The following is a 22,572-nucleotide window of genomic DNA, read 5'->3' on the forward strand; positions in this document are numbered from 1 at the left end:
GGCGATGCGGCTGCGGCCCCGTCCACTCGGTCTGCGGTCGCGGATCACGCTCGCGTTCGGACTCGGCTCGCTCATCCTCGCGGTCACGCTCGCCAGCTCCACGTGGGCCTTCACGAGGGAGTCGCAGCTCAACCTGCGCGAGGACGAGTACCTCGACACCGTCATCCGCAACGCCGAGCGGGTCCGGTCGTCGCTCACCCAGGGTCGCCCCGAGGAGATGCGGGAGTTCCTGGCCCAGCTGTCGACGAGCGCGGCCAGCCCGATCATCCGGGAGAGCATCTCGCGCGGCGGCGAGATCCCCACCACCTCCCAGCCGCCGGGCGCGTTCGACACCGTGCCACGCAGCGTCCGCCAGGCCGTCGAGGGCGACGGCAAGGCATCGCTGATGCACTACCGCCTCGCCGACACGCCGGTGCTCGTCCTCGGCATCCCGATCCCGAGCGTCGACGCCGCCTACTACGAGATCTTCGAGCTCGACGAGCTGGAGCGGACCCTCGACCTCCTGGCGGCCTACCTGACCGGAGCGACGATCCTCGTCACCCTCGCCGGCGCGACCCTCGGCTGGTGGGCGAGCCGCCGCACGCTGCTGCCGCTGACCGACGTCGGCCTCGCGGCGCACGCGATCGCCGGCGGCCGGCTCGACACGCGCCTCGAGGTCGCCAACGACCCGGACCTCACCGTCCTCGTCTCGTCGTTCAACGAGATGGCGGCCACCCTCCAGGCCCGGATCGAGCGCGACGCCCGGTTCGCGTCCGACGTCAGCCACGAGCTCCGGAGCCCGTTGATGACCCTCGCGGCGTCGCTCGAGGTCCTCCAGACCCGCCGCGACGACATGCCCGAGCGGGCCCAGTCCGCCCTCGACCTGCTCGTCGACGACGTCAACCGGTTCCAGCAGCTGGTGTCGGACCTGCTCGAGATCTCGCGGTTCGACGCCGGCGCCGCCCACCTGCAGCTCGAGGAGGTGCTCCTGCCCGAGTTCCTCAGCCGGGCCGTCGCCGCCGCGGCCCACGAGCCGATCCCCGTCGTCACCGACGCCACCTCCGCCGACCTCGTCGTCGAGGTCGACAAGCGGCGCATGGCCCAGGTCATCGCCAACCTCCTCGACAACGCCCACAAGTACGGCGACGGCGCGACTGCTGTGCGCGTCACCCGCTCGGCCGACGCCGACGAGGTGGTGATCTCGGTGGAGGACCACGGACCGGGCGTCGACGCCGAGGACCGCGACCGCATCTTCGAGCGGTTCTCCCGCGCCGTGTCCACCGCGGGCACCCGCGGCTCGGACACCGGCTCGGGGCTCGGGCTGGCCCTGGTCGCCGAGCACGTCGCGCTCCACGGCGGGCGGGTCGGCGTCGAGGACCGCCTCGACGGCGAGCCAGGCGCCCGCTTCACGGTCACCCTGCCGATCCAGGCGGCACCGTCCGAGGACGACCTGTCCCGCGTCCTCCCGGTGGAGGTGGGGTCCCCGCACCTGCTGGCCGAGGAGCACCCGGCGGAGATCGAACGATGAGGCGCAGGGTGCTCGGTGCGCTCGCCCTGGTCGCGGTCGTCGCCGGCTGCGCGCTGCCCTCCGACGAGGGACCACGGACGATCGACGACCCGGCGGCGCTCGACGTCATGCGACCCTCGACCACCACCACGTCGACCACCGTGGAGGACGTCTCGCGCGAGCGGATCCTCTTCTACTTCGACGGCCGCGAGGAGCTCCTCGCCGCCGAGGAGCGGTCGGTGCCCTTCGACGCCACGATCGTCGACGTGCTCAACCTGCTCACCGAGCCCCCGCAGTCGAGCCTCCTGCGCACCGCCGTGCCCGCCGACGTGGTCGTCGCCGGCGCCGAGCTGTCGGGGGACACGCTGCTCATCGACCTCGCCGACGACGCGCTGTTCGACGCCGCCGGCAACGAGCTGTTCCGCGCCGTCGCCCAGATGGTCGTCACCGCGGTGGCCTTCGAGGACGGCGAGGTCGCCGACGTCCGGTTCCTGATCGACGGCGAGCCGCAGGCCGTCCCGAGCGGCGAGGAGGGCGTCGACACGCGCGAGGCCGTCGGCGCCTGCGACTACGCCCGCTTCCTCGCGAACCGGGACTGCACGACGCTGCCGGAGCCCTGAGCGGTCAGCTGAAGAACTGCGACGCCGCGTCGTACAGCTCGGCGCTGACCGTCTTCAGCCGGCCGGTGGCCTCGCTCAGCGGGACGCGGACGATCTGGTCCGAGCTCAGCGCGACCATCTGGCCGAACGCCCCCTCGTGGATGGCGTCGATGGCCGCGACGCCGTAGCGGGACGCGAGCACCCGGTCGAACGAGGTGGGCGTGCCGCCCCGCTGGATGTGGCCGAGGATCGTCACCCGCGTCTCGTAGCCCGTGCGGCGCTCGATCTCGCCCGCCACGACCTGGGCGATGCCGCCGAGCCGTTCGTGGCCGAAGCGGTCGAGCTCCGGCGTCGGCATCTCGAGCGTGCCGGCGAGCGGACGCGCCCCCTCGGCGACGACCACGATGGTGGCGTAGCGCTTCCCTCGCTGGTGACGACGGAGGATCGACTCGCACACCGCCTCGATGTCGAAGGGGTGCTCGGGGATGAGCGTCAGCGACGCGCCGCCGGCGAGGCCGGAGCGGATCGCGATGTGCCCGGCGTGGCGGCCCATGACCTCCACCACCATCACCCGGTCGTGCGACTCGGCGGTGGTGTGCAACCGGTCGATGGCGTCGGTGGCGATCTGGACCGCGGTGTCGAAGCCGAACGTCATCTCGGTGGCGTCGATGTCGTTGTCGATGGTCTTCGGGACGCCGACGATCGGGATGCCGTCGTCGTGCAGGTCCCGCGCCGCGCCGAGCGACCCCTCGCCGCCGATGGCCACGAGGGCGTCGACGCCGAGCTCCGACATCGTCATGCGGACGCGCTCGACCCCGTCGTGGAAGGTGTACGGCTGGATGCGCGAGGTGCCGAGGATCGTGCCGCCCCGGGGCAGGATGCCCCGGCACCGCTCGATGTCGAGCTCGGTCCAGTCGTTGTCGAGCAGCCCGCGGTAGCCGTCGTGGAAGCCGACGACCGAGTCGCCGTAGTGGCGCTCGGCCTTGCGCACCACGGCGCGGATCACCGCGTTGAGCCCTGGGCAGTCGCCCCCGCCCGTCAGCACCCCGATGCGCACACCAGACCTCCTCGATCCTCGCGGACCGCCCGTCGACCGACGTCGTGTCCGCCTCACGCTATCGACGTTGCCTAGGGTGGCGCCCCATGCCCATCGTCGTCGCCATCGACGCCGGGACCACGGGCGTCCGGACGCTCGCCGTCGACGCCGCCGGTCAGCCGGTCGCCTGGTCCTACCGAGAGTTCACGCAGCACTTCCCGGCGCCGGGCTGGGTGGAGCACGACGCGGTGGAGATCTGGGAGGCGGTCCGCACCACCATCGCCGAGGTCGTCGCGGAGCTGGACGAGCCGGTCGCCGCGATCGGCATCACCGACCAGCGCGAGACCGTGGTCGCGTGGGACCGCCGCACCGGCGCGCCACGCCACCGGGCGATCGTCTGGCAGGACCGCCGCACCGCCGACCGCTGCCAGGCGCTGACCGAGGCCGGGCACCTGCCGCTCGTCCGGGAGCGCACGGGACTCGTCCTCGACCCCTACTTCTCGGCCACGAAGATCCGCTGGATGCTCGACCACGGGGTCGCCGACGACGCCGACCTCGCCGTCGGGACGATCGACTCGTGGCTCGTCTGGAACCTCACCGGCGGCGCGGTCCACGCCACCGACCCGTCGAACGCGTCCCGCACGCTCCTCTACGACATCCGCGAGCTCCGGTGGTCCGAGGAGCTCTGCGACCTGTTCGGCTGCCCGCCCGGTGCGCTGCCCGAGGTGCGACCGAGCTCGGGGCGCATCGGCGTCACGGACGGGTCGACGGCCCTCGGTGCGGGGGTGCCGATCAGCGGGATCGCCGGGGACCAGCAGGCGGCGCTGTTCGGGCAGGCGTGCGTCCGCCCGGGTCTCACGAAGAACACCTACGGCACCGGGTCGTTCGTCCTGATGAACGTCGGCGACACCTGTCCCGAGCCCGTGGAGGGGCTCCTCACCACCGTGGCCTGGACCCTCGGCGGGCGCGACGGCGCACCCGACACCACGCACTACGCGCTCGAGGGCGCGATCTTCGTCACCGGCGCCGCCGTCCAGTGGCTGCGGGACGGGCTGGGCGTCATCGCCGCGGCCGACGAGGTCGGCCCGCTCGCCGAGCGGTGCGACGACACCGGCGGTGTCGCGTTCGTGCCCGCCTTCACCGGGCTGGGCAGCCCGTGGTGGGACCCGTACGCCCGGGGCACGATCGTGGGCATCACCCGCGGCACCGGGCGAGCCGAGCTGGCCCGCGCGGTGGTCGAGTCGATGGCGTTCCAGACCCGTGACGTGGTCGACGCCATGTGCGACGCGGCAGGTCGCGAGGTCGAGGACCTGCGCGTCGACGGCGGCGCGAGCGCCATGGACCTGCTCCTGCAGCTGCAGGCCGACCAGCTCGGCGTGACCGTGACCCGCTCCGCCCACCAGGAGACGACGGCGCTCGGTGCCGCCTACCTCGCCGGTCTCGCCGAGGGCGTGTGGTCCTCGCCCGAGGAGGTCGAGGCGCTCTGGGCCCGCGCCGGCCGGTTCGAGCCCACGTCCGACCGCGCGGCCGCGGACGCCGCGCACGCCGTGTGGCTCCGGGCGGTCGAGCGCTCCCGCGGCTGGGCGCTCGCACCGGACGACGCGACCACCTAGTTCAGGCGCCCGACCCCGGCGTCGGCGGTCGCGGGGTGCCAGGTGCGGGACCGGCGCTGTGCGAGGTCGCGAAACCGGGTGTCGGCGATCCTCGCCAGGGCGGCGACGTGCCTCCGCTCGAGGGCCCTGAAGGCCGTGCCGCTGCGACCGAGGAGCAGGGCGACCCCCGATGCGGGCAGCGGCGCCCAGGCGACGTCCTCGGGGGCCGCCTCGTCCGGTGCGACCATCCGCGTCCCCTCGACGAACGCGGTGAGCCACGCGCTCGGTGGGCAGTCCCCGTCGGTGACCCAGACCGCGCCCTCCTCGAGGTCGACCACCGCCGCCCACGACGCGCCGATCGTGCGTCGGGCGTGGACGCTCAGGGCGTCGAGCAGGTCGTCGGGCGTCCCGGCCCCGACGAGGACCGCAGCGGTCTCGAGGGCGTCGAGCCGAGGATCGTGGACCGCGCCCTCGATCGGCTGGATGAGCTCGACGTCGACGCCGTCGACCTGGCCGATCTCCTTGGCGAGCAGGTCGAGGAGGTGGTCACCCGGCAGCTCGACGACGAGCTCGTCGATCGCCCGGCCGGCACCACGCTCGAGGATCTCGATGCCCACGACGCTGCCACCGACCGCGCCGATGCGGCTGGTGACGGCGCCGAGGGCACCGGGACGATCGGCGAGCCAGAGTCGCACCACGTAGGTCTCCATGGACGGCACCGTACGAGGCCACTGTGAACGGGCGGTTTCCTCCCGTGGACGTGTCCGTGTCGTCCGTCGCCGAGCACCTCGCTGGTAGCGTCCGGCTCGATGACGGAGCGGCGACTGACCCCTCGAGGCCGTGAGCGGCGGCGTCAGATCATGGACTTCGCCACCGCCCGCTTCGCCGAGAAGGGCTACGACCCCACCTCGGTGGCCGACATCGTCGACGGCCTCGGTGTCGGCAAGGGCGTCTTCTACTGGTACTTCCAGAGCAAGGAGGACCTCCTCGTCGAGATCCTCGTCGAGGCCCAGGACGAGCTCGCCCGGGTCCAGGACCGGGCGATGGGCGACGAGGCCGACGCCGTGCGGCGCATCGAGCTCGCCATCCGCGCCACCGTCGACTGGCAGTCCCGGAACCGCGACCTGGCCACGATCCGCCGCTTCGCCGCCGGCGAGGACCGCTTCGCCGACGCCCTGCGGCGCAACCACGAACGCGCCGTGGCCGGGTGGGTGGCCCTCGTGAAGGCCGGCATCGCCGACGGTCGCATCCGCCCGGACCCGCCGACGATGCTCGCCAACGCCATCGTCGGCGTGATCACCAACTTCGACCGCGTGCTCATCAAGCACGGCAGCGACCCGCAGGCGGTGGCCGACGTGGCGGTGCGGTTCTGCCTCGGCGGGCTGGTGGCCGAGGGGGCCGCCTCGGTGGGGTCGGCTAGAGCTTCGTGAGCGCTCGGCGGAGGTTGCGCACCGCCTGGCCGATCCGCTGCTCGTTCTCGATGAGGGCGAAGCGGACGAACCCCTCGCCACCGCTCCCGAAGCCGCTCCCCGGGGACGTCGCGACGTCGGCCTCGGTGACGAGGTGCGAGGCGAACTCGACCGAGGTCATCTCGGCGTAGGGCTCGGGGATCGGGGCCCAGGCGAACATCGTGCCCTTGGGCCGCGGCACGTCCCACCCGATGCGGGCCAGACCGTCGATCAGCGCGTCGCGGCGGCCCTGGTAGATCCCGCGCATCTCGCTCGGGTACTCCTGGGCCTCGTTCAGGGTGACCGTGGCGGCGATCTGGATCGGTTGGAACGTGCCGTAGTCGAGGTACGACTTCAGCTTGCCCAGCGCGGCGATGACCTCGGGGTTGCCCACCATGAACGCCACCCGCCACCCGGCCATCGAGAACGACTTGGTCATCGAGTACAGCTCGACGGCGACGTCCTTGGCCCCCGGGACCTGCAGGATCGAGGGCGGGTCGTAGCCGTCGAAGCCGAGGTCGGCGTAGGCGTTGTCGTGGACGAGCAGCACCTCGCGCTCACGGGCGAACTCGACGGTCTTGGCGAAGAAGTCGAGGTCGACGCAGGTGGTCGTCGGGTTGTGCGGGAAGGAGAGCACGGCGACGCGCGGCTTGGGCCACGCGTACTCCCAGGCCTCCTCCATGGCGGCGAAGAAGTCGTCGCCCGTGCCGAGGGGGACCTCGGTGATGTTGGCGCCGGCGAACAGGGGGCCCCAGATGTGGATCGGGTACGACGGCGACGGCACGAGGGCGGTGTCGCCGGGCTGGAGGAGCACCCACATCAGGTGGCTGAAGCCCTCCTTGGCGCCGATCGTGTTGATGACCTCGGTGTCGGGGTCGAGCTCGACGCCGAAGCGGCGCATGTACATGTCGGCGACCGCCTGGCGCAGCTTCGGCAGCCCGCGGCTCTGCGAGTACCGGTGGTTGCGGGAGTTCTGCACCGCCTCGATCATCTTGTCGACGGCGATGTCGGGCGACGCGAGGTCGGGGTTGCCGAACCCCAGGTCCACGACGTCGCGACCGGCCCGGCGTGCCTCGATCTTCAGGTCGTTGATGATCGCGAAGACGTAGGGCGGCAGGCCGGTGATGCGACGGAACTCCATCTGCGCAGGCTACCGCTGCGCCGCGGACCCCGGATCGAAGGTTCGGGGCCGGACCTCGCCGTCGGGCCGGAGCGCGTCGGCGGCGAGGAGCGCGGCGCCGACCGCCGCCGCGTGCTCGCCGAACACGGCGGGCAGGACGGGGACCGGGGGACGGTGGCTGGATCCGATGATCAGGTCGGCGACCGCGGAGCGGAGGGGGTCGAGCAGCACCGGTCCGGCCTCCACGACCCCGCCGCCGATCACGACGACCGACGGGTCGAGGGCGTTGACGAACCCGGCGAGGCCGAGCGCCACCCAACGGGCGAAGGCGGCCATCACCGCCAGGCCCTCGGGGTCGCCGGCGGCGGCCGCCGCCACCGCGTGCTCGCCGGTGACGTCGTCGGCGCGCTCGGCACCGGCTGCGGCGAGGATCCCTGCGCCGCGGCCGTCGAGCACCGCCTCCCGTGCCTGCTCTCCGAGCGCGGATCCGGATGCCAGCCGCTCCCAGCACCCCTGTCGACCGCACCCGCACAGGGGCCCGTCGGGGTCGATCACCACGTGACCGAGCTCGCCGCCGAACCCGTGCGCGCCGCGCCGCAGCGCGCCGTCGAGGACGATGCCGCCACCGATGCCCGTGCCGAGGGCGACGTAGAGCGCGTCGTCCACGCCTCGCGCCGCGCCGAGGCGGTGCTCGGCCACGGTCGCCGCGGTGGCGTCGTTGTCGACCGCCACGGGGAGGCCGAGCCGATCGCCGAGCAGGCCGACGAGGTCGAGGTCGACGACCCCCGGCAGGTTCGGCCCGTAGCGGAGCACACCCGACGTGTCGACGAGGCCGGCGGCGCCGACGCCGACGGCGCGGATCGGACGCCCGCTCCCTTCGGCGAGGGCATCGACGACGGTGCCGAGGGCATCGGCGACCTCGGCCCGGCCCTGGGGCGTCGGCACGCGCCGCTCGGCGAGGACCTCGCCCGACCCGAGGTCGACCGCGAGACCCAGGATCTTCGTGCCCCCGATGTCGAGGCCGACCGCTGCGTCGCCCACGTCAGAAGCGGAGGAGGGCGCCGATGCGGCCCATCACGTCGAGGTCGGCGTTGCCGACGCACACCTCGACCCGACAGGACTGGGCCAGCGCCTCGTGCACCGCCTCCTCGACGACGTCGTCCACGCGCTCCATCGTCGCTCCGCACGAGGGGCACGTGGGACCGACGGCCGCGAGCGCGCCGCAACCGCAGCGCCACCCGGCCTCGGCGTAGTCGTCCGACACGAGCAGGTGGTCGGCCCGACGCTCGTGCAGGGCACCGAGGGTGCCGGCGAGACCGGCGACGCCCTTGCGACCGGCGCCGACGGCGTCGCGCAGACGGGCGACGGCCGTGGCCTCGGCGGCGCGCTCGGCCTGGGCCTGCACCTCGAGCACCTGCTCGTGCACCTCCTCGACGGTGGCCCCGGCGCCGACGCGGATGCGCTCGGTGAGCCGCTCCTTCAGGTAGGGGTGCAGGAGCGCCTCGACCTCGGCGGTGGCCTCGGGGCTGCCGCCGACGGTGACGAGGCCGACCTTGCGCTCGTTGAAGAGCTGGAAGGCGGCGGAGGCCGCGTGCCGCAGGTGCTGGTGCACCAGCTCGTCCACGTGGGGCTCCACGCTGCCCCGAGCGGACTGGTCGCGGACGTCGTAGTCGCGCGGCAGCTCGTCGACGACCTCGCTGCGCTCGACGAGCTCGCCCATCTCGTAGACGAAGAGCCGGGAACGCTGGCGGTCGACGAGGATCACGCCGATCGGGCGCAGCTCCTGGACGATCGACTCGAGCTGGCCCAGCGCGGGCGCGTGGCCGATCGTGATGCGGCTGTGCACCCGCACGGGCAGGGGGATCACCCGCCACAGCTCGCGCGGCGAGCACGAGAACATCGCGAGCCCCCGCACTCCCCCCTTGCGCTCGAACCCGTTGCGGACGTGCGCCTGGAACCGCTGGAGGTCGTCGCCCACCGACGGCTCGTCGGCGACGTGCGCCGACGCCCGACGCACCAGCCGGTCGAGCTCGCGCTCGACGTCGACCGGTCGCACGTTCTGGCGCCCGTCGACGTCGAGGTAGCAGGTGGTCACCGGAGCACCGTCTGCGTCGAACTCGGCCAGCTCACGCACGACCTGATCGTTGATCACGTTGCGTCACCCTCCTGATGGCGTCCGCGCCATCGTAGGCCCGCGCGTCGCGGCGGGCCGCCGGGGGGTGGGATCAGATCGCGGGCTGGCCGGGCCGGACGACGGCGGCGACGTCGAGGCCCTGCGCCCGAGCCCAGGCGGCGACCGCCGGGGTGTCGCCGACGTACAGGATCTGCACGGTGCGAGCGACCTTGGCCAGCGCGGCGCAGAGGCTCTCGACGTGGTCCTCGGAGAGGCCCCGGAACGCGTCGTCGAGGACGAGCGGCACGGTGCCGGACGGCGCCGCGGTGCGGAGCGTGGCGACCCGGCCGAGCAGGAACCACTCGATGGGCTCGACCCCTGCGTCGTCCAGGTTCCACTCCACCTCCGGCGGCGGACCCCCGGTGACCTCCTCCTCGAGGGAGGCGGCGGCGTGGGCGGCGTCGTCGTGGCGCGCCTGGACCTCGCGCTCGGCGCTGCGGGCGCTGCGCAAGCGGCCCTGGAGCTCGTCGGCGAGGGCGACCGCGTCGCGGTGCCGGGCGAGCCGCGCCTCGGCCACCGCGAGCTGTTCGTGTGCGCCGCGCACGGCCGGGTCCTGGGCGACGCGCGGGTCCTGGGCGGGGTCGGCCGGGGCCGACGCGGCGAGCGCGTCGAGCGCGGCCTCCACCTCGGCCACCCGACGGGCGTGCTCCTCGGCGACGTCCTCGAGCTCGGCCAGCGCCGCGTCGGCGGTCGCGGCCCGGGCGTGGAGGTCGTCGACGCGTCGTGCGGCAGCCTCCACCGGACGCTCGACGGGGACGGGCACCTCGTCGTCGGCGGCTCGGCGGGCGTCGAGCTCGGAGCGGGCCAGCGCAGCGTCGGCGAGGAACGTCTCGGCGGCGCCGACGAGGGTGCGCTCGTCGTCGCCGCGGCGGTCGATGCCGAGGCGGTCGAGCAGCGCCCGGAGCTCGTCGACGGCGGGGTGGTCGGACTCCGCCGGCACGCGCAGGGCGCGCAACGCCGACTCGACGTCGTCGGGCAGGGTGGCGAGCAGGTCGCGGGCCGCGGCCCACAGCTGGTCGCGCTCGGCGCGCAGCATCAGCACCCGGGCATCACGCTCGAGGATGCTGGCGGCCTGGTCGAGCTGCCCCTCGAGGTCGGCGACCCGGTCGGTCGCGGCGTCGAGGCGACGCCGGGCGTCCACGTCGATCGTGGGTGCGATCCGCCCCATGACGTAGGCGGCGTAGGTCGGGTAGCCGACGCGGTCGAGGATGGCGTCGAGCGCGTCGCACGCCTCCTGGTAGGCCGATTCGGTCGACTTGCCGGAGCGGCGCGACGACCGCTTCTCCCCCAGGTCGACGACGATGTCGTGGAGGCGCTCGATCTCGGCGTCGTCCTCCGGCGAGATCACCTTCGGACGGGCGGCCTCCTGCGCGGCCTGGACGTCGAACTGCGCCGCCGACAGCTCGTCCTGGAGGGCGACGACGTCGATCCCCTCGTCGCGCAGCGTCTGCTCCAGCGCGTCGTGGCGCTCGTTGTGCTCCCGGATCCGATCCGCCAGGTCGAGCGCCTCGGGGGAGGTGACCATCGGCGCCGGCGGCGGGCCCATCCGGACCAGCTCGAGGGCCTGCTCGACCGCAGCGACGTGCTCGGCGGGCGGCACGACGGGAAGGTCGGGCTCGGTCGGGGCCTCGGCCGCCTCGGCGGCGTCGTCCGCGCTCAGCTGGTCGTGCTCGGCGCGGGCGGCCTCGAGGTCCTCGAGGAGCTCGAGCAGCGCCAGGCGCTCGGCGTCGAGACGGGCCTCGTGCCGCGCGGCGGCCTCGCGCGCCTCGGCGAGCGCGGACTCCAGACGGACCCGCTCGTCGGTGGCGGCGGTGCCCTGGAGGCGGGCGACGGCTGCCGCCTCGGCCTCCCGCACGGCGGCCACGGCCGCGTCGTGGGCGTTGATGGCGAAGTCGTCGACGCCGCGGCGGGCCTCGTCGAGCTGGTTGGTGGCGGTGGCCACGGCGCGACGGGCAGCGGTGAGCTCGTCCTCCAGCTCGGCCAGCGCGGCTCGGGCGGCGGACAGGCGGGCGTCAGCGTCGGTGTCCGAGCCGCCCGCGCCCACCAGACGTGCGCCGGGGAGCTGCTCGGCCCGCACGAGCACCTCGGTGTCGGGCGGGAGGTCGAGCGCAGCGAGCGCTCCGGAGGACAGCTCGCTCAGCACCTCGTCGGACTCGATGAGGCCGCTCGTCCCTGCGGCGTCGCCGCGGGTCAGCCGCACGAGGCGGTCGACGACGCGACGGTGGACGTCGGGGTCGAGGCCACCGAGCACCGTGACGTAGGGATGGAGGTCGAGCTCCTCCCCGTCCTCGAGGTCGAGTCGAAGGATCCGCATCTGGTCCTCAGATCGGTCGGCGGGGCCCGCTTGTGAGCGTCGAGCAGCGGTCGAGGCGTGGGCCGAACGGCCCTTCTCGCGACGACCGCGTCCAGATCACGACGCGACGGCCTCCACGCGCGCCTTCAGCTCGGGCAGGGCGGTGCGGAGGATCTTCGCCTCGGCGCGGCGCTTGACGAAGCCGGGCAGCGGCACCACGAGGTCGACCTCGAGGTGGTAGACGACCTCGGTGCTCGAGGCATCGCCCTCGACCGGGTTGAAGTCGTACACCCCGTCGAGCACCTGCGTGAGGTCACCCTCCACGAGGTACCACGAGAGGCGCTGGGGCGCGGCGGCGTAGTCGTAGCGGAGCGTGTAGCTGGTGCTGCGACCCATCGCCGCGGTGCGGAAGGCGACCTGCACGGGACGCCCCTCGTCGTCCCGCTCGAGCACCGTGGCGTCCTTCACGTCCTTGGCCCAGTCCGGGTAGCGCTCGACGTCGGCCGCGACCTCGTAGCACGCCTGTGCGGGGGCGTGGATCACGATGCGCTCGTTGGCCTGCTCCGACATCGACGGCTCCTGGATCGGCGGTTGTGCTCACCGCATTCTGGCCGATGGGCTCCCCTGCGTCACACGTCAGCGGGCGCGTGGCGCGAAGCGACCGTGGCGGGCGACCCACCAGCCGGCGAGGCCCAGGCCGAACACCGGTGCCAACGACGTGAACACGAGCGAGCTGAACGGGCGGGCGGCCACCGCCACCACCACCAGGGCCACCTGGAGGCCGAGGGACCACATCATCGAGCGCCGCACCGGGGCAGGTGCCGTGCCGGACATGAAGTAGAGGCCGCCGATGCCGATGAGCTCGTGGCGGCTCCGCCCGACGGCGATGGCGTAGGCGACGAAGAAGGCCACGCTGCCGAGGACGAAGAGCGCCCCCGAGACGGCGACGACGAGCGGGCCGACGTCGTCGATGGCGACCACGCCCGCGGCCACGATCGCCGCGAGCACGGCGGTGCCGGCCCACGACGCACAGATCAGGCCCCGACCGGGCGCCTCCCCGACCGGTCGACCCTCGGGTCCGCCGACCGCCCCCTGCTCCCGGGGGGACGAGGCGGCGCGCCCGACGGGACGGTCGCGGTCGCGGACCTTCGGCGGGCGGTCGGCGTCGCGACGGCGGGGGCTCACGTGGGGACCTCGATGCCGAGCGCATCGGCGAGGCGCCGGGCGAGGACGTCGTAGGTGAGCTCGGTCTCGACGCGCGCGCGGGCGGCCCGGCCCATCTCGCGTCGCCGCTCGGGATCGACCACCAGCTGCTCGATCGCCCGCGCCACCTGCCCGGCGTCGGTGGGGTCGTCGACGACGAGACCCGTCGTGCCGTGGTCGACCGCCTCGTGGGAGCCGCCGCTGCGGCCGGCGACCTGGGGCACGCCCGCCGCGGCGGCCTCGAGGAACACGATCCCGAAGCCCTCCTGCTCGAGCCCCGCCCAGCGGTTGCCCCGGCAGACCATGGCGAAGAGGTCGGCGCAGCCGTAGAGGGCCGGCATGTCGGCGTCGGGCACGCGCCCGAGGAACCGGACCGGTGCGCCCCGGCGGCGAGCCAGCCGCTCGAGCCGGGCGCGGTCGCGCCCACCGCCGCCGATGGCGACGAGGAGCGAGGGGTGGTGCGGGGCGAGGCGGGCCGCGGCCTCGATCACGACGTCGAACCCCTTGCGGGGGACGAGCCGGCTGAGCCCCAGCACGACGAGCGCCTCGTGCGGCAGCCCGAGGCGGGCGCGGGCGCGGCGGCGTGCGGCGTCGTCGAGGGGCACGAACCGCTCGACGTCGACCCCCGGCGGCACCTGGACGACCGGCAGCGGGCGCCCGGCGGCCCGCTCCCCCTCCGCCGCCGGGTAGCCGCCGGCCGCGATCACGAGGTCGGCGCCGCGGAGGACGCGCCCGAGCAGCTGACCCGAGCCCGGGAGCCGCCCGTAGGCGGTGACCTCGGCGCCGTGGAGCACGACGCCGTAGGGACGACCGAGGCGGGGCCCGACCGCACCCACGGGCAGCGCCGGGTCGAGCACGACGAGGTCGGCGTCGACCTCGTCGGCGAGGGCGCCGATCTCCTCGGCCATCGCCGGGGCGGGCAGCAGGACGCGGTGGGACGAACGGACGACCCGGAACGGCTGCTCGGCGTCCCACGCCGCCGCGCCGGCGTAGGGCGTGGTGAGCACGGCGAAGCTCTCGGGCGGGAGCCGCCGCCACAGCTCCCACAGGTAGCTCTGGATGCCGCCGAGCTTGGGCGGGAAGTCGTTGGTGACGAGCAGGTGGGTCACGCGGACCTCGGGGTGACGGGGACCGTGAGCTCATCGCGCACCTCGGGCGCCGGGTCGGCCGACGCGGCGCGGACCACGTGGTGGAGCCCGAGTCGGCGCGCCGCCCAGACGGCATGGGCGCGGACCATCGGGTCGTCGTGGTGGGCGGCGTCCTCGACCGCCTGCGCCACCCGGGGATCGGCGGGGTCCCCGACGTTGCCCAGGGCGACGAGGGCGTTGCGCCGCAGGTACCGCGGGTCCCGTCGCGGCACGTACCAGCGGCCGTGGCGGGCGAGCAGGGTGGCGTCGTCGGTGGCCAGCAGCTCGAGGAGGTCGACCCAGGGCTCGTCGCCGGACCCCGGGGCCCGGCGCACGTCGAGCCGGTCGGCCCGATGGTTCGGAGGGCACACCTCCTGGCAGTCGTCGCACCCGTAGATGCGGTCGCCCAGGGCCTCGCGGTGGTCGTGCGGCAAGGCGCCGGGCGACTGCACGAGCCACGCCAGGCACCGTCGGGCGTCGACCACCCCCGGTGCGACGATGGCACCGGTGGGGCAGGCGTCGATGCAGCGCGTGCAGCTGCCGCACCCGTCGGCGACGGGGGCCTCGGCCGGCCGCAGCGGGGCGTCGGTGACCACCGACCCGAGCACGAACCACGAGCCGGCGCCGGGCAGGAGCAGGTTGGAGCTCTTGCCGTACCAGCCGATCCCGGCCCGGTGCGCCGCCTCGCGGTCGACGAGCGCGTTCTGGTCGGCGACCACGACGGCGCGCCAGCCCTCGGCGCGGAGGTGCTCGGCGACGACCTCGAGCGCGGCACGGAGCCGCGCGTAGTCGTCGGTCCAGGCGTAGCGGGCGACGCGCGCCGCGGGTGTGCCGGCCGGCGGCTCAGGGTCGGGGCGGCGGTACGCCAGCGCCCCGACGACGAGGGCCGCCGCCCCCTCGAGCGTGCGACCGGGATCGGTCGAGCGGGCCGGGTTCCGGTACGTGAACTGCATGTCGGACGACAGCCCCGCCGCCCGGCGCTCCTCGAGGATCCGACGCGTCGCGTCGAAGGGCTCGGCGGGCGCCACGCCCACCGCGCTGAGGCCCGCGCGCCGTCCGACGTCGAGGACCGGCTCGGGATCGAGCAGGTCGTGGGGCGGTGGAGCGACGGGGGCCTGGGGCACCGACCCATGGTCGCACGAGGTCAGCCGGAGCGGGGAACGTGCCGCAGCTCCGGGACGAGCCCCACGGCCCCCAGCTGGCGGAGGGCCAGGCGCTCGGTGACGTCGACGACGAGGGCCTCGTCGGCGGACCGGGAGCAGATGAACGTGACGACGCAGTCGTCGCACGTGGAGGTGTGCTGGCGGATGCAGTCGTCGCAGTCGATGGTCATGTCGCTCACCCTGCGATCTTCCTCAGGGGGTGTGACAGTCCCGTCGGATCCCGTCAGATCGCCTCGACTGCGGCGCCGTTCCCGCACCAGCGACAGGAGACCTCCTCGACGTCCTCGGCCAGGACCTCCTCGTCCTCGACCTCCAGGGCCCCACCGACCGTGTAGTGGTGGAACGCGCGGGTGCGTCGGGTGGAGGTGACGTCGAAGCGGGTGAGGTTCCCGCAGGCCGTGCAGCGATACCGAACCGGGGTCACCGGCGCAGCCTAGCGACGGCGCAGGAACGCCCGATCACGGGTGTGCGTGGGGTTGCGGCGCCCAGCCGTCCCCGTAGCCCTCCTCCTCGAGCAGCACCGCCTGGAGCGCGTCGCTGGGGCTGGCGAACACCGCCACCTGCTCGGTGGCGCCGTGCCGGCGGAGCAGCACGAGCGCGCTCAGGCGGTCGCACACGAGGCAGAGCCGGTGCGGGTCGTCGCCCGCCGCCACGAGCTCGTCGAGCACCTCGCAGAGGCCGGCCGGGTTCACGAGCGTCGCCCCCCGCAGGTCGATGACGAGCCGGACGTCGGGCCCGAGGGCGAGCAGCTCGAGCGCCAGGGCGTCGGCCCAGGGACCGGCCGCCAGCCCGCTCACCTCGACGATGGTGGCCCCGCAGTCGTCGGTGTGGAGGGCGATCGTCGCCCCGTCGTCGAGCACCACCCGCTCGGGGATCGGCAGCACGTGGGCCGCGGCGCCCGGTCGTCGGGACGCGGGGTGGCTCGTCATGACCGACGAGTACCCGTCCCTCCCTGGCTCCATGCCACCCCTGGGGGTGTCCGGACCGGTCAGGAGCGACCCGCGGCGCGAGGGTCGGTCAGGCTGGTGCGCAGCTCCGCCAACGCCGTCCGGAGGAGCCGCGAGACGTGGGGTTGGCTGATCCCCACGCGCTCGGCCACCTCGGCCTGGGAGAGCCCCTCGAAGTAGCGGAGCACGAGGACCCGACGGCTCCGGGGCGGCAGCCGCTCGAGGAGCTGGCGCACGAGGAGCTTGTCGTCGGCCGCCGCGAGCTCGTCCACGGACTGGCGGACGGTGCGCACGTCGAGCACCGAGGGACCCTCGTCGTCGGTGGGGCCGTCCGCGGAGAGCGGCCGGGCCGCCGCCGACGCCTCCCACGCCTCGCGCACGGCGCTGGGGGCGACGCCGAGCCGGTCGCCCAGCTCGTCGGCGGTCGGCGTGCGGCCGAGGTCGCTCGTCAGCTCCTCGGTCGCCGAGGTCACCTGGACGCTGAGGTCCTTGACCCGCCGCGGCACCCGGACCCGCCACGTGGCGTCGCGGAAGTGGCGACGGACCTCACCCAGCGCCGTGGGGATGGCGAAGGCCGGGAACGTGCTGCCGGCCGTCGGGTCGAACCGCTCCACCGCGGCGACGAGGCCGAGCGCCGCCACCTGCTCGAGGTCGTCGTTCGGCTCCCCCTTGCCCTGGTAGCGCCGCACGACGTAGGTGACCACCCACCAGTGGTCGCGGACGATCTCCTCCCGCAGGTGGGGGTCCCCCGTCGCCCGGTACCGGACGAAGCGCTCGTCGGGCGCCGCCGGTCCACCGTCGGCCGCCACGTCAGCCCCTGGATGCGACCGGGCTCCGATCGAAGCTGAAGCGGCCACGACCGCCGGAGATGTCCAGCTCGTGGCGATCGGTGACCGCGGAGAGGATCATCTCCGAGAGCTCGCGGCGGACCTCGTCGATCGCCGGCTCGGACTCGGTGGACATCTCGCCCTCGGCGTGGATCGATCGACCGTCGGTGCGCAGCTCGAGGCACATCGTGGCGTCGGCCCGGCCGACCTCGAGGAGCGTGGAGCACAGCTCGTCGATCGCCGCCCGGCAGTCCTCGACCTCGTCGAGGCCCATCGGGGTGATCGAGGCGACGCCGCTCACCACCAGTCGGGCCAGTCGGAGCAGCTCCGGATCGGGATCGAGCTCGAGGGTGACGCAGGCGATCGGTCGATCGAAGAGCGGCGTCGCGGACATGCGCGGGCGCCTACCCCCACCCCCGGAGCGCTACGCCTGGCGGCAGGACAGGGTCAGCCGACGACGGTGACGAGGTCGCTGATCCCGCTGATCTCGAGCGTGCGCAGCACCGGCGGGCGCACGGCGCGCAGCTGCACCGCCTCCTTGACCCGCCCGGTGTCGTGGTAGGCGCGGATCAGCGCGCTGAGCCCGGTGGAGTCCATGAACGACGTGTCGGACATGTCGATGACGAGGCGGGCGTCGCGCTCGAGCGACTCGGCAATCGCCTCGCGGAAGCGCTCCGCGGTGGCCACGTCGATCTCGCCGCGGACCCGGACGACGGGGCGTCCGGCCTCGTCGACGACCTCGACGCGGAACTCGTCGTCACCCCTGCCGTTCGACACGTCCCCTCGCTTCCCGTCGTGCTCGCGCCTCGCTGCGTGATGAGTGTGGACCCTCCGTCAGGAGCGCGCAACCGGGCTGGTGCTTGCCGACCGAACAGGTGTTCGGCTACACCCGGGGCATGTCGACGCCCCCTCTCACCGGCCAGCGCTCCTTCGACGACCTGGGGACGCCGCTGCACGACGTCACCTTCTGCGTCATCGACCTCGAGACCACGGGCGGGTCCGCCGCGGACTGCGGCATCACCGAGGTCGGCGCGGTCCTCCTGCGGGGCGGCGAGTGCCTCGGCACCTTCCAGACGCTCGTCAACCCGGGGTGCGCCATCCCGCCGGAGATCACCGTGCTCACCGGCATCACCCAGTCGATGGTGGTGCCCGCGCCCCGCATCGACGCGGTGCTCCCGTCGCTGCTCGAGTTCCTCGGCGGCGCGGTGGTGGTCGGCCACAACGTGCGGTTCGACGTCGGCTTCCTCAACGCCGCCCTGGCTCGCCACGGCCGGCCCCGACTCACGAACACCACGGTCGACACCGTCGCGCTGGCGCGCCGGCTCGTGCGCGACGAGGTCCCCAACTGCCGGCTGGGCACGCTCGCCGACCGGTTCCGGCTCCCCCACCGACCGAGCCACCGGGCCCTCGACGACGCCCTCGCCACCGGCGACCTCCTCCACGTCCTGCTCGAACGGGCGGGGTCCCTCGGCGTGACGGGGCTCGACGACCTGCTGGCCATGCCGAAGATCGACGGGCACCCCCAGGCGGCGAAGCTGCGCCTCACCGACCGCCTCCCCCGCCGCCCGGGCGTCTACCTCTTCCGGGACGGCGAGGGCCGGGTGCTGTACGTGGGCAAGGCCAGCAACCTCCGGACGCGGGTGCGCTCGTACTTCTCGGGCGACGAGCGTCGCAAGATCGGCCAGCTGCTCCGCGAGACGCAGGCGATCGACCACGTCGTCACCGTCGGCACCCTCGACGCGTCGGTGCTGGAGGTGCGCCTCATCCACGAGCACCAGCCCCGGTTCAACCGCCAGATCAAGCGCTGGAGCAGCTACTCGTACCTGAAGCTCACGAACGAGCGGTTCCCGCGGCTGTCGATCACGAAGGTGGCGCGCCCCGACGGGGCCACCTACCTCGGCCCGTTCTCCTCCTCCCGGGCCGCACGGCTCGCCGCCGAGGCCATCGAGTCCGCGGCGCCCCTGCGCCGCTGCACGGCGCGCCCGAGCCCCGACCGCCCGCGTGCCACGGCGTGCACCGCCGCCCAGCTCGGGGTGGCCACCTGCCCGTGCGCGGGCGCCATCAGCGAGGCGGACTACGGCCGGATCGTGGAGCGGGTCGTGCGCGGCCTGCGGGTGGAACCAGCGCTCCTCCTCGAGCCGCTCGACGCCAAGATGCGCGCCCTCGCGGCCGAGGAGCGCTACGAGGAGGCCTCGTCGGTGCGTGACCGCGCCGCGGCGCTGTCCACCGCAGTCACCCGCCAGCGCCAGCTCGACGCGCTCCGCTCCGCCGGCCACCTCGTCGTCGAGGCCGACGACGGCAGCGGGGCGGAGATCGACCACGGGCTGCTCGTGCGGGCGTGGGGCCCGGACGAGTCGGCGGCCCCGACGCTGCCCGGCCTGCTCGTCGCCACGCCGAGCGACCTCTCGCTGCCACCGGCCCGCGAGCAGGTCGACGAGCTCCTCTGCGTGGCCCGGTGGCTCGACGAGCGCGCGGGTCGGCTGCGCGTCGTGCACGCCGACGGTGGCCTCGCGCACCAGCTCGTCGAGCTCCCCCGCTTCGACCCCCGCCGACGTCCGACCCGGTCGGGCCCGCGTGCCGCCGCCCTCGTCTGAAACCCGACCGAGCCAGCCGCGGCCAGGCGCTAGAAGAACGCCATGATCGCGAGCACGCCCGAGCCCCCGTACACCGCGGTGATCTTCACCGCCGTCCCGAGCGAGGACCGGTCCGGCTACCTCGAGACGGCGATGCGCATGCTCGAGCTCGTCGCCGACCAACCGGGCTTCCTCGCGGTGGAGAGCTCCGAGGGACCGCCGGAGATCACGGTGTCGTACTGGGCGAGCGACGAGCACGCCCGGGCGTGGAAGGCCGCCGCCGAGCACCTGGTCGCCCAGAGGCGCGGGCGGGAGGAGTGGTACCGCGACTACCGCGTGCGGGTGGCGCGGGTCGAGCGGGACTACGGACCCGTCGGTTGACGTCCTGCGGGCTCAGCCCGCGGGCGTGGCCAGCTCGAGCGAGAGCTCGACCAGGCGCTCCAGCGCCGCAGCGGCCCGGCCCTCGTCGATCGAGGTGACGGCCAGCTCGATGCCCTCGGTGAGGGAGTCGACGGCGCCGCCGACGTAGATGCCGGCGGCGGCGTTCAGGACGACGATGTCGCGGGCCGGGCCCTGCTCCCCCGCGAACACGCTCTTCGCGATCTCGGCGTTGGTGAGCGGATCGCCGCCGCGCAGCTCGTCAGCGGACCGCAGGGCGATCCCGTGGTCCCGCGGGTCGAGCTCCCACTCGCTGACCTCGCCGTCGCGGATCTCGTGGACGAGGGTCGGGCCGGTGAGGGTGATCTCGTCGAGGCCGTCGGAGCCGTGGACGACGAGCGAGCGCGGCAGGCCGCGCGACGCGAGCACCCCGGAGGTGAGCGGGAGCATCCGCGCCTCACCCACGCCGATGACCTGCCGGTCGATCTTCGAGGGGTGGGCGAGCGGGCCGAGGACGTTGAACACCGTGGGGATCCCGAGCTCGGCGCGGACGGGACCGGCGAAGCGCATGGCGGGGTGGAAGGCCCGGGCGAAGGCGAAGCCGATGCCGGCCTCGCGGACGCAGCGCGCGACGGCCGACCCCGACAGCTCGATCTCGACGCCGAGGGCCTCGAGCAGGTCGAAGGAGCCCGACGTGGACGAGGCCCGGCGGTTGCCGTGCTTGCAGACGGGCACCCCGGCCCCGGCGATGACGAACGACGCCATCGTCGAGACGTTGAGGGCGTGGAGCCGGCGCGCCGGGGACCCGCCGGTGCCGACGACGTCGACCGCGTCGACGTTCAGGGCGAGCAGCTCGGAGGCGTCGAGCATGGCGTCGACCATGCCGTTGACCTCCTCGACCGTCTCACCCTTGATGCGCAGGGCGACGATGAACGCGGCGATCCGGGCGTCGGAGGCGTTGCCGGAGAGGATCTCCGACATCGCGGCGGCGCTCTGGGCGAAGGTGAGGTCGCGCCCCTCGGCGAGGGCGCCGAGGACGGGCGTCCAGCCGCCGAGCTCGTCGAGGTGGTGCGCGACCACCGGTGTCAGGCCGTCCGCCGACGCTGCCGGATGATCCGGCGGCGCTCCTTCTCGGTGGCACCGCCCCAGATGCCGTCCTTCTCGCGGCGGGTGAGCGCGTGCTCGAGGCAGGCCTGCCGGATGGGGCACTGCTCGCACACCGCCTTCGCCGGTTCTGCATCCTCCTCGGCGTCGGACGACGGGTAGAAGATGCTCGGGTCGAGTCCTCGGCAGGCAGCCTGAAGGCGCCAGGACTGGCTCATGATCGGCACTCGGTGGGGTCGGGGACGGTTGCTGTGTTCACACCCGCCGCGCCCTCCGGTCCACCAGGGCGGCGGCAGCGGAACGGCGAGTATGGACGGACCCGCCGGGTGCTGTCCAGATGGATCCCCGCAGGTCACGAGGGGTCCACGACGGCCCGCACGACGCCCCCCGCGGCGACGACGGCGTCGACCGGCGTCGCGTCCGGGGCGGGGGGCGCACCCACCCGGTCGGCCCACGCCGAGGCCCGCACCGCCTGCGGGAGGCCGACGACGGCCAGGCCGTCCCGGGGGACCACGCCGACCACGGCGCCGTCGTCGTCGACCTCCTTCACGGCATCGGTGACGGGACGCACGGTCGCGACGGCGTCGACGCCGTCGACGAGCGCGTCGAGGAGGTGGGCGACGACGTCCGAGGTGGGTGGCGCTCCGGCGTCGTGCACGACGACGACCTCGGCCCCCGGAGGCGGAGCGGGGAGCCCACCGGGCGGGGGCGGCCAGGCGAGGAGGTGGACGGGGCTCACCGTGGCCGCCCGGTAGCGTGCCGGCGTGGACCCGAGCAGCCCCCGCGCCGTCGCGATCGTGCTCGCCGGCGGGTCGGGGACTCGACTCGGCCTGGCCGACGGCCGCAACAAGGTGTACCTGCCCCTCGGTGGTCTGCCCTTGCTCGCATGGTCGCTCCGGACGCTAGACGGGCATCCGCTGGTGCGCCGCACCGTCGTCGTGGTGCGGCCCGGCGACGAGCGCGAGGCGCTGGCTGCGGCGTCGGCCGCCGGCGTCGATCCGGCGCCGACCACCGTGCCGGGCGGCGCGACGCGGTCGGCGAGCGAGTCGGCGGGCGTGCGGGCCCTCGCGGGGACGGTCGACCCCTCGACGGTGGTCCTCGTGCACGACGGTGCGCGGCCGTTCCTGCCCGTCGCGATGGTCGACGCCCTCGTCGCCGCCGCGGCGGCCCACGGCGCCGCCGTGCCGGGGCTGGCGCTCGACCCGTCGACGGTGCGGCGTGACGGCGACCGGCTCCGCGCCCTCGATCCGAGCCGCCTGCGGCGGGTGCAGACGCCCCAGGCGTTCACCGCGGAGGTCCTGCTCGCTGCCGTCGACCGAGCGGCGCGAGAGGGCATCGAGGGCCTCGACACCGCCGAGCTGGTCGCCGCGGCGGGTGGGCCGGCGGCGCGCGTCGTCCCCGGCGACGACCGCAACATCAAGGTCACCACCCCCGACGACGTGGCCCGCGCCGAGGCCATCGCCCGTCGCTGGCCCGCGGATCACGACCCCGTCCCCACGTAGG

The 22,572-nt window shown here is 74.4% G+C and carries 26 protein-coding genes; 7 read left to right on the forward strand and 19 right to left on the reverse strand.

Features of this window, described 5'->3' with window-relative positions:
- Positions 1-4 precede the first annotated feature (4 nt).
- Both GH723_RS10940 and GH723_RS10945 read left to right on the forward strand, forming a co-directional pair.
- Entirely contained in the window at positions 5-1,507 is a 1,503-nt protein-coding gene (locus GH723_RS10940; RefSeq protein ID WP_153759674.1) for a sensor histidine kinase, read from the forward strand.
- Complete coding sequence (locus GH723_RS10945) at positions 1,504-2,106, forward strand: GerMN domain-containing protein (protein ID WP_153759675.1); 603 nt, start codon at positions 1,504-1,506, stop codon at positions 2,104-2,106. Before GH723_RS10940 ends, GH723_RS10945 begins: the two co-directional genes overlap by 4 nt.
- 4 nt (positions 2,107-2,110) lie before the next feature.
- On the opposite strand, the gene GH723_RS10950 is transcribed toward GH723_RS10945, so the two are convergent.
- The gene (locus GH723_RS10950) at positions 2,111-3,142 is read right to left on the reverse strand and encodes an ATP-dependent 6-phosphofructokinase (protein ID WP_153759676.1); all 1,032 of its coding nucleotides are present in this window, start codon (positions 3,140-3,142) and stop codon (positions 2,111-2,113) included.
- 86 nt (positions 3,143-3,228) lie between these two features.
- On the opposite strand from GH723_RS10950, the gene glpK reads away from it, so the two are divergent.
- Positions 3,229-4,734 carry a glycerol kinase GlpK gene (gene glpK / locus GH723_RS10955; protein ID WP_153759677.1) on the forward strand — a complete coding sequence of 502 codons (1,506 nt, stop codon included), beginning with the start codon at positions 3,229-3,231 and terminating at the stop codon, positions 4,732-4,734.
- Here the strand turns inward: glpK and GH723_RS10960 are convergent.
- Positions 4,731-5,423 (reverse strand): ACT domain-containing protein, encoded by a 693-nt coding sequence (locus tag GH723_RS10960; RefSeq protein WP_153759678.1) that lies wholly within the window; start codon positions 5,421-5,423, stop codon positions 4,731-4,733. The genes glpK and GH723_RS10960 overlap by 4 nt on opposite strands.
- 99 nt (positions 5,424-5,522) lie before the next feature.
- Here GH723_RS10960 and GH723_RS10965 point away from each other — a divergent pair, with 99 nt between their 5' ends.
- Entirely contained in the window at positions 5,523-6,143 is a 621-nt protein-coding gene (locus GH723_RS10965) for a TetR/AcrR family transcriptional regulator (protein WP_153759679.1), read from the forward strand.
- Here the strand turns inward: GH723_RS10965 and GH723_RS10970 are convergent.
- The 14 genes from GH723_RS10970 to GH723_RS11030 form a co-directional block, all read right to left on the reverse strand.
- Positions 6,130-7,302, reverse strand: a complete 1,173-nt coding sequence (locus GH723_RS10970) for an aminotransferase class I/II-fold pyridoxal phosphate-dependent enzyme (protein WP_153759680.1) — start codon at positions 7,300-7,302, stop codon at positions 6,130-6,132. The genes GH723_RS10965 and GH723_RS10970 overlap by 14 nt on opposite strands.
- Before the next feature lie 9 nt (positions 7,303-7,311).
- Positions 7,312-8,322: an ROK family protein gene (locus GH723_RS10975; protein WP_153759681.1), complete on the reverse strand. Its 1,011-nt coding sequence runs from the start codon at positions 8,320-8,322 to the stop codon at positions 7,312-7,314.
- 1 nt (position 8,323) lies between these two features.
- Positions 8,324-9,433, reverse strand: a complete 1,110-nt coding sequence (locus GH723_RS10980) for a baeRF10 domain-containing protein (RefSeq protein WP_153759682.1) — start codon at positions 9,431-9,433, stop codon at positions 8,324-8,326.
- Between the two features lie 73 nt (positions 9,434-9,506).
- Positions 9,507-11,768, reverse strand: coding sequence for a hypothetical protein (locus GH723_RS10985; RefSeq protein WP_153759683.1), 2,262 nt, complete (start codon positions 11,766-11,768; stop codon positions 9,507-9,509).
- A 96-nt stretch (positions 11,769-11,864) separates the two neighbouring features.
- Entirely contained in the window at positions 11,865-12,317 is a 453-nt protein-coding gene (locus tag GH723_RS10990) for an SRPBCC family protein (protein WP_153759684.1), read from the reverse strand.
- A 66-nt stretch (positions 12,318-12,383) separates the two neighbouring features.
- Entirely contained in the window at positions 12,384-12,932 is a 549-nt protein-coding gene (locus GH723_RS10995) for a hypothetical protein (RefSeq protein ID WP_153759685.1), read from the reverse strand.
- Positions 12,929-14,059, reverse strand: coding sequence for a glycosyltransferase family 4 protein (locus GH723_RS11000; protein ID WP_153759686.1), 1,131 nt, complete (start codon positions 14,057-14,059; stop codon positions 12,929-12,931). Before GH723_RS11000 ends, GH723_RS10995 begins: the two co-directional genes overlap by 4 nt.
- Entirely contained in the window at positions 14,056-15,201 is a 1,146-nt protein-coding gene (gene queG / locus GH723_RS11005) for a tRNA epoxyqueuosine(34) reductase QueG (RefSeq protein WP_195210251.1), read from the reverse strand. Before queG ends, GH723_RS11000 begins: the two co-directional genes overlap by 4 nt.
- Positions 15,202-15,221: 20 nt before the next feature.
- Positions 15,222-15,419 (reverse strand): hypothetical protein, encoded by a 198-nt coding sequence (locus GH723_RS18510; protein ID WP_195210252.1) that lies wholly within the window; start codon positions 15,417-15,419, stop codon positions 15,222-15,224.
- Positions 15,420-15,463: 44 nt separating this feature from the next.
- Positions 15,464-15,664 (reverse strand): hypothetical protein, encoded by a 201-nt coding sequence (locus tag GH723_RS11010; protein WP_153759688.1) that lies wholly within the window; start codon positions 15,662-15,664, stop codon positions 15,464-15,466.
- Positions 15,665-15,698: 34 nt separating this feature from the next.
- Positions 15,699-16,169 (reverse strand): hypothetical protein, encoded by a 471-nt coding sequence (locus tag GH723_RS11015; protein ID WP_153759689.1) that lies wholly within the window; start codon positions 16,167-16,169, stop codon positions 15,699-15,701.
- A 59-nt stretch (positions 16,170-16,228) separates the two neighbouring features.
- Positions 16,229-16,996, reverse strand: a complete 768-nt coding sequence (locus GH723_RS11020; RefSeq protein ID WP_195210253.1) for a SigB/SigF/SigG family RNA polymerase sigma factor — start codon at positions 16,994-16,996, stop codon at positions 16,229-16,231.
- Between the two features lies 1 nt (position 16,997).
- On the reverse strand, positions 16,998-17,408 hold the full coding sequence (locus GH723_RS11025) for an ATP-binding protein (RefSeq protein WP_153759691.1): 411 nt from the start codon (positions 17,406-17,408) through the stop codon (positions 16,998-17,000).
- A 53-nt stretch (positions 17,409-17,461) separates the two neighbouring features.
- On the reverse strand, positions 17,462-17,791 hold the full coding sequence (locus tag GH723_RS11030) for an STAS domain-containing protein (protein WP_153759692.1): 330 nt from the start codon (positions 17,789-17,791) through the stop codon (positions 17,462-17,464).
- Positions 17,792-17,910: 119 nt separating this feature from the next.
- On the opposite strand from GH723_RS11030, the gene GH723_RS11035 reads away from it, so the two are divergent.
- Both GH723_RS11035 and GH723_RS11040 read left to right on the forward strand, forming a co-directional pair.
- Positions 17,911-19,608 carry a DEDD exonuclease domain-containing protein gene (locus GH723_RS11035; RefSeq protein ID WP_153759693.1) on the forward strand — a complete coding sequence of 566 codons (1,698 nt, stop codon included), beginning with the start codon at positions 17,911-17,913 and terminating at the stop codon, positions 19,606-19,608.
- Between the two features lie 42 nt (positions 19,609-19,650).
- The gene (locus tag GH723_RS11040) at positions 19,651-19,968 is read left to right on the forward strand and encodes an antibiotic biosynthesis monooxygenase family protein (RefSeq protein WP_153759694.1); all 318 of its coding nucleotides are present in this window, start codon (positions 19,651-19,653) and stop codon (positions 19,966-19,968) included.
- A 12-nt stretch (positions 19,969-19,980) separates the two neighbouring features.
- Here GH723_RS11040 and trpD read toward each other — a convergent pair whose 3' ends face one another.
- The 3 genes from trpD to GH723_RS11055 form a co-directional block, all read right to left on the reverse strand.
- Positions 19,981-21,045: an anthranilate phosphoribosyltransferase gene (trpD, locus tag GH723_RS11045; RefSeq protein ID WP_153759695.1), complete on the reverse strand. Its 1,065-nt coding sequence runs from the start codon at positions 21,043-21,045 to the stop codon at positions 19,981-19,983.
- A gap of 5 nt (positions 21,046-21,050) precedes the next feature.
- Positions 21,051-21,287 carry a WhiB family transcriptional regulator gene (locus tag GH723_RS11050; RefSeq protein ID WP_153759696.1) on the reverse strand — a complete coding sequence of 79 codons (237 nt, stop codon included), beginning with the start codon at positions 21,285-21,287 and terminating at the stop codon, positions 21,051-21,053.
- A gap of 134 nt (positions 21,288-21,421) precedes the next feature.
- Complete coding sequence (locus tag GH723_RS11055; RefSeq protein ID WP_195210254.1) at positions 21,422-21,808, reverse strand: 2-C-methyl-D-erythritol 4-phosphate cytidylyltransferase; 387 nt, start codon at positions 21,806-21,808, stop codon at positions 21,422-21,424.
- Between the two features lie 25 nt (positions 21,809-21,833).
- Here GH723_RS11055 and GH723_RS11060 point away from each other — a divergent pair, with 25 nt between their 5' ends.
- Positions 21,834-22,571: an IspD/TarI family cytidylyltransferase gene (locus GH723_RS11060; protein WP_153759698.1), complete on the forward strand. Its 738-nt coding sequence runs from the start codon at positions 21,834-21,836 to the stop codon at positions 22,569-22,571.
- Position 22,572 lies beyond the last annotated feature (1 nt).

It is taken from the genome of Actinomarinicola tropica, from assembly GCF_009650215.1.
Lineage (GTDB): Bacteria > Actinomycetota > Acidimicrobiia > Acidimicrobiales > SKKL01 > Actinomarinicola > Actinomarinicola tropica.

What these genes read in the sequence shown, in the direction of transcription:
- GH723_RS10940 (WP_153759674.1), top strand. Translation starts at nt 5, where the DNA reads ATGCGGCTGCGGCCCCGTCCACTCGGTCTGCGGTCGCGGATCACGCTC.
- GH723_RS10945 (WP_153759675.1), top strand. Translation starts at nt 1,504, where the DNA reads ATGAGGCGCAGGGTGCTCGGTGCGCTCGCCCTGGTCGCGGTCGTCGCC.
- glpK (WP_153759677.1), top strand. Translation starts at nt 3,229, where the DNA reads ATGCCCATCGTCGTCGCCATCGACGCCGGGACCACGGGCGTCCGGACG.
- GH723_RS10960 (WP_153759678.1), bottom strand. Translation starts at nt 5,423, where the DNA reads ATGGAGACCTACGTGGTGCGACTCTGGCTCGCCGATCGTCCCGGTGCC.
- GH723_RS10965 (WP_153759679.1), top strand. Translation starts at nt 5,523, where the DNA reads ATGACGGAGCGGCGACTGACCCCTCGAGGCCGTGAGCGGCGGCGTCAG.
- GH723_RS10970 (WP_153759680.1), bottom strand. Translation starts at nt 7,302, where the DNA reads ATGGAGTTCCGTCGCATCACCGGCCTGCCGCCCTACGTCTTCGCGATC.
- GH723_RS10985 (WP_153759683.1), bottom strand. Translation starts at nt 11,768, where the DNA reads ATGCGGATCCTTCGACTCGACCTCGAGGACGGGGAGGAGCTCGACCTC.
- GH723_RS10990 (WP_153759684.1), bottom strand. Translation starts at nt 12,317, where the DNA reads ATGTCGGAGCAGGCCAACGAGCGCATCGTGATCCACGCCCCCGCACAG.
- GH723_RS11015 (WP_153759689.1), bottom strand. Translation starts at nt 16,169, where the DNA reads ATGACGAGCCACCCCGCGTCCCGACGACCGGGCGCCGCGGCCCACGTG.
- GH723_RS11025 (WP_153759691.1), bottom strand. Translation starts at nt 17,408, where the DNA reads ATGTCCGCGACGCCGCTCTTCGATCGACCGATCGCCTGCGTCACCCTC.
- GH723_RS11035 (WP_153759693.1), top strand. Translation starts at nt 17,911, where the DNA reads ATGTCGACGCCCCCTCTCACCGGCCAGCGCTCCTTCGACGACCTGGGG.
- GH723_RS11040 (WP_153759694.1), top strand. Translation starts at nt 19,651, where the DNA reads ATGATCGCGAGCACGCCCGAGCCCCCGTACACCGCGGTGATCTTCACC.
- GH723_RS11050 (WP_153759696.1), bottom strand. Translation starts at nt 21,287, where the DNA reads ATGAGCCAGTCCTGGCGCCTTCAGGCTGCCTGCCGAGGACTCGACCCG.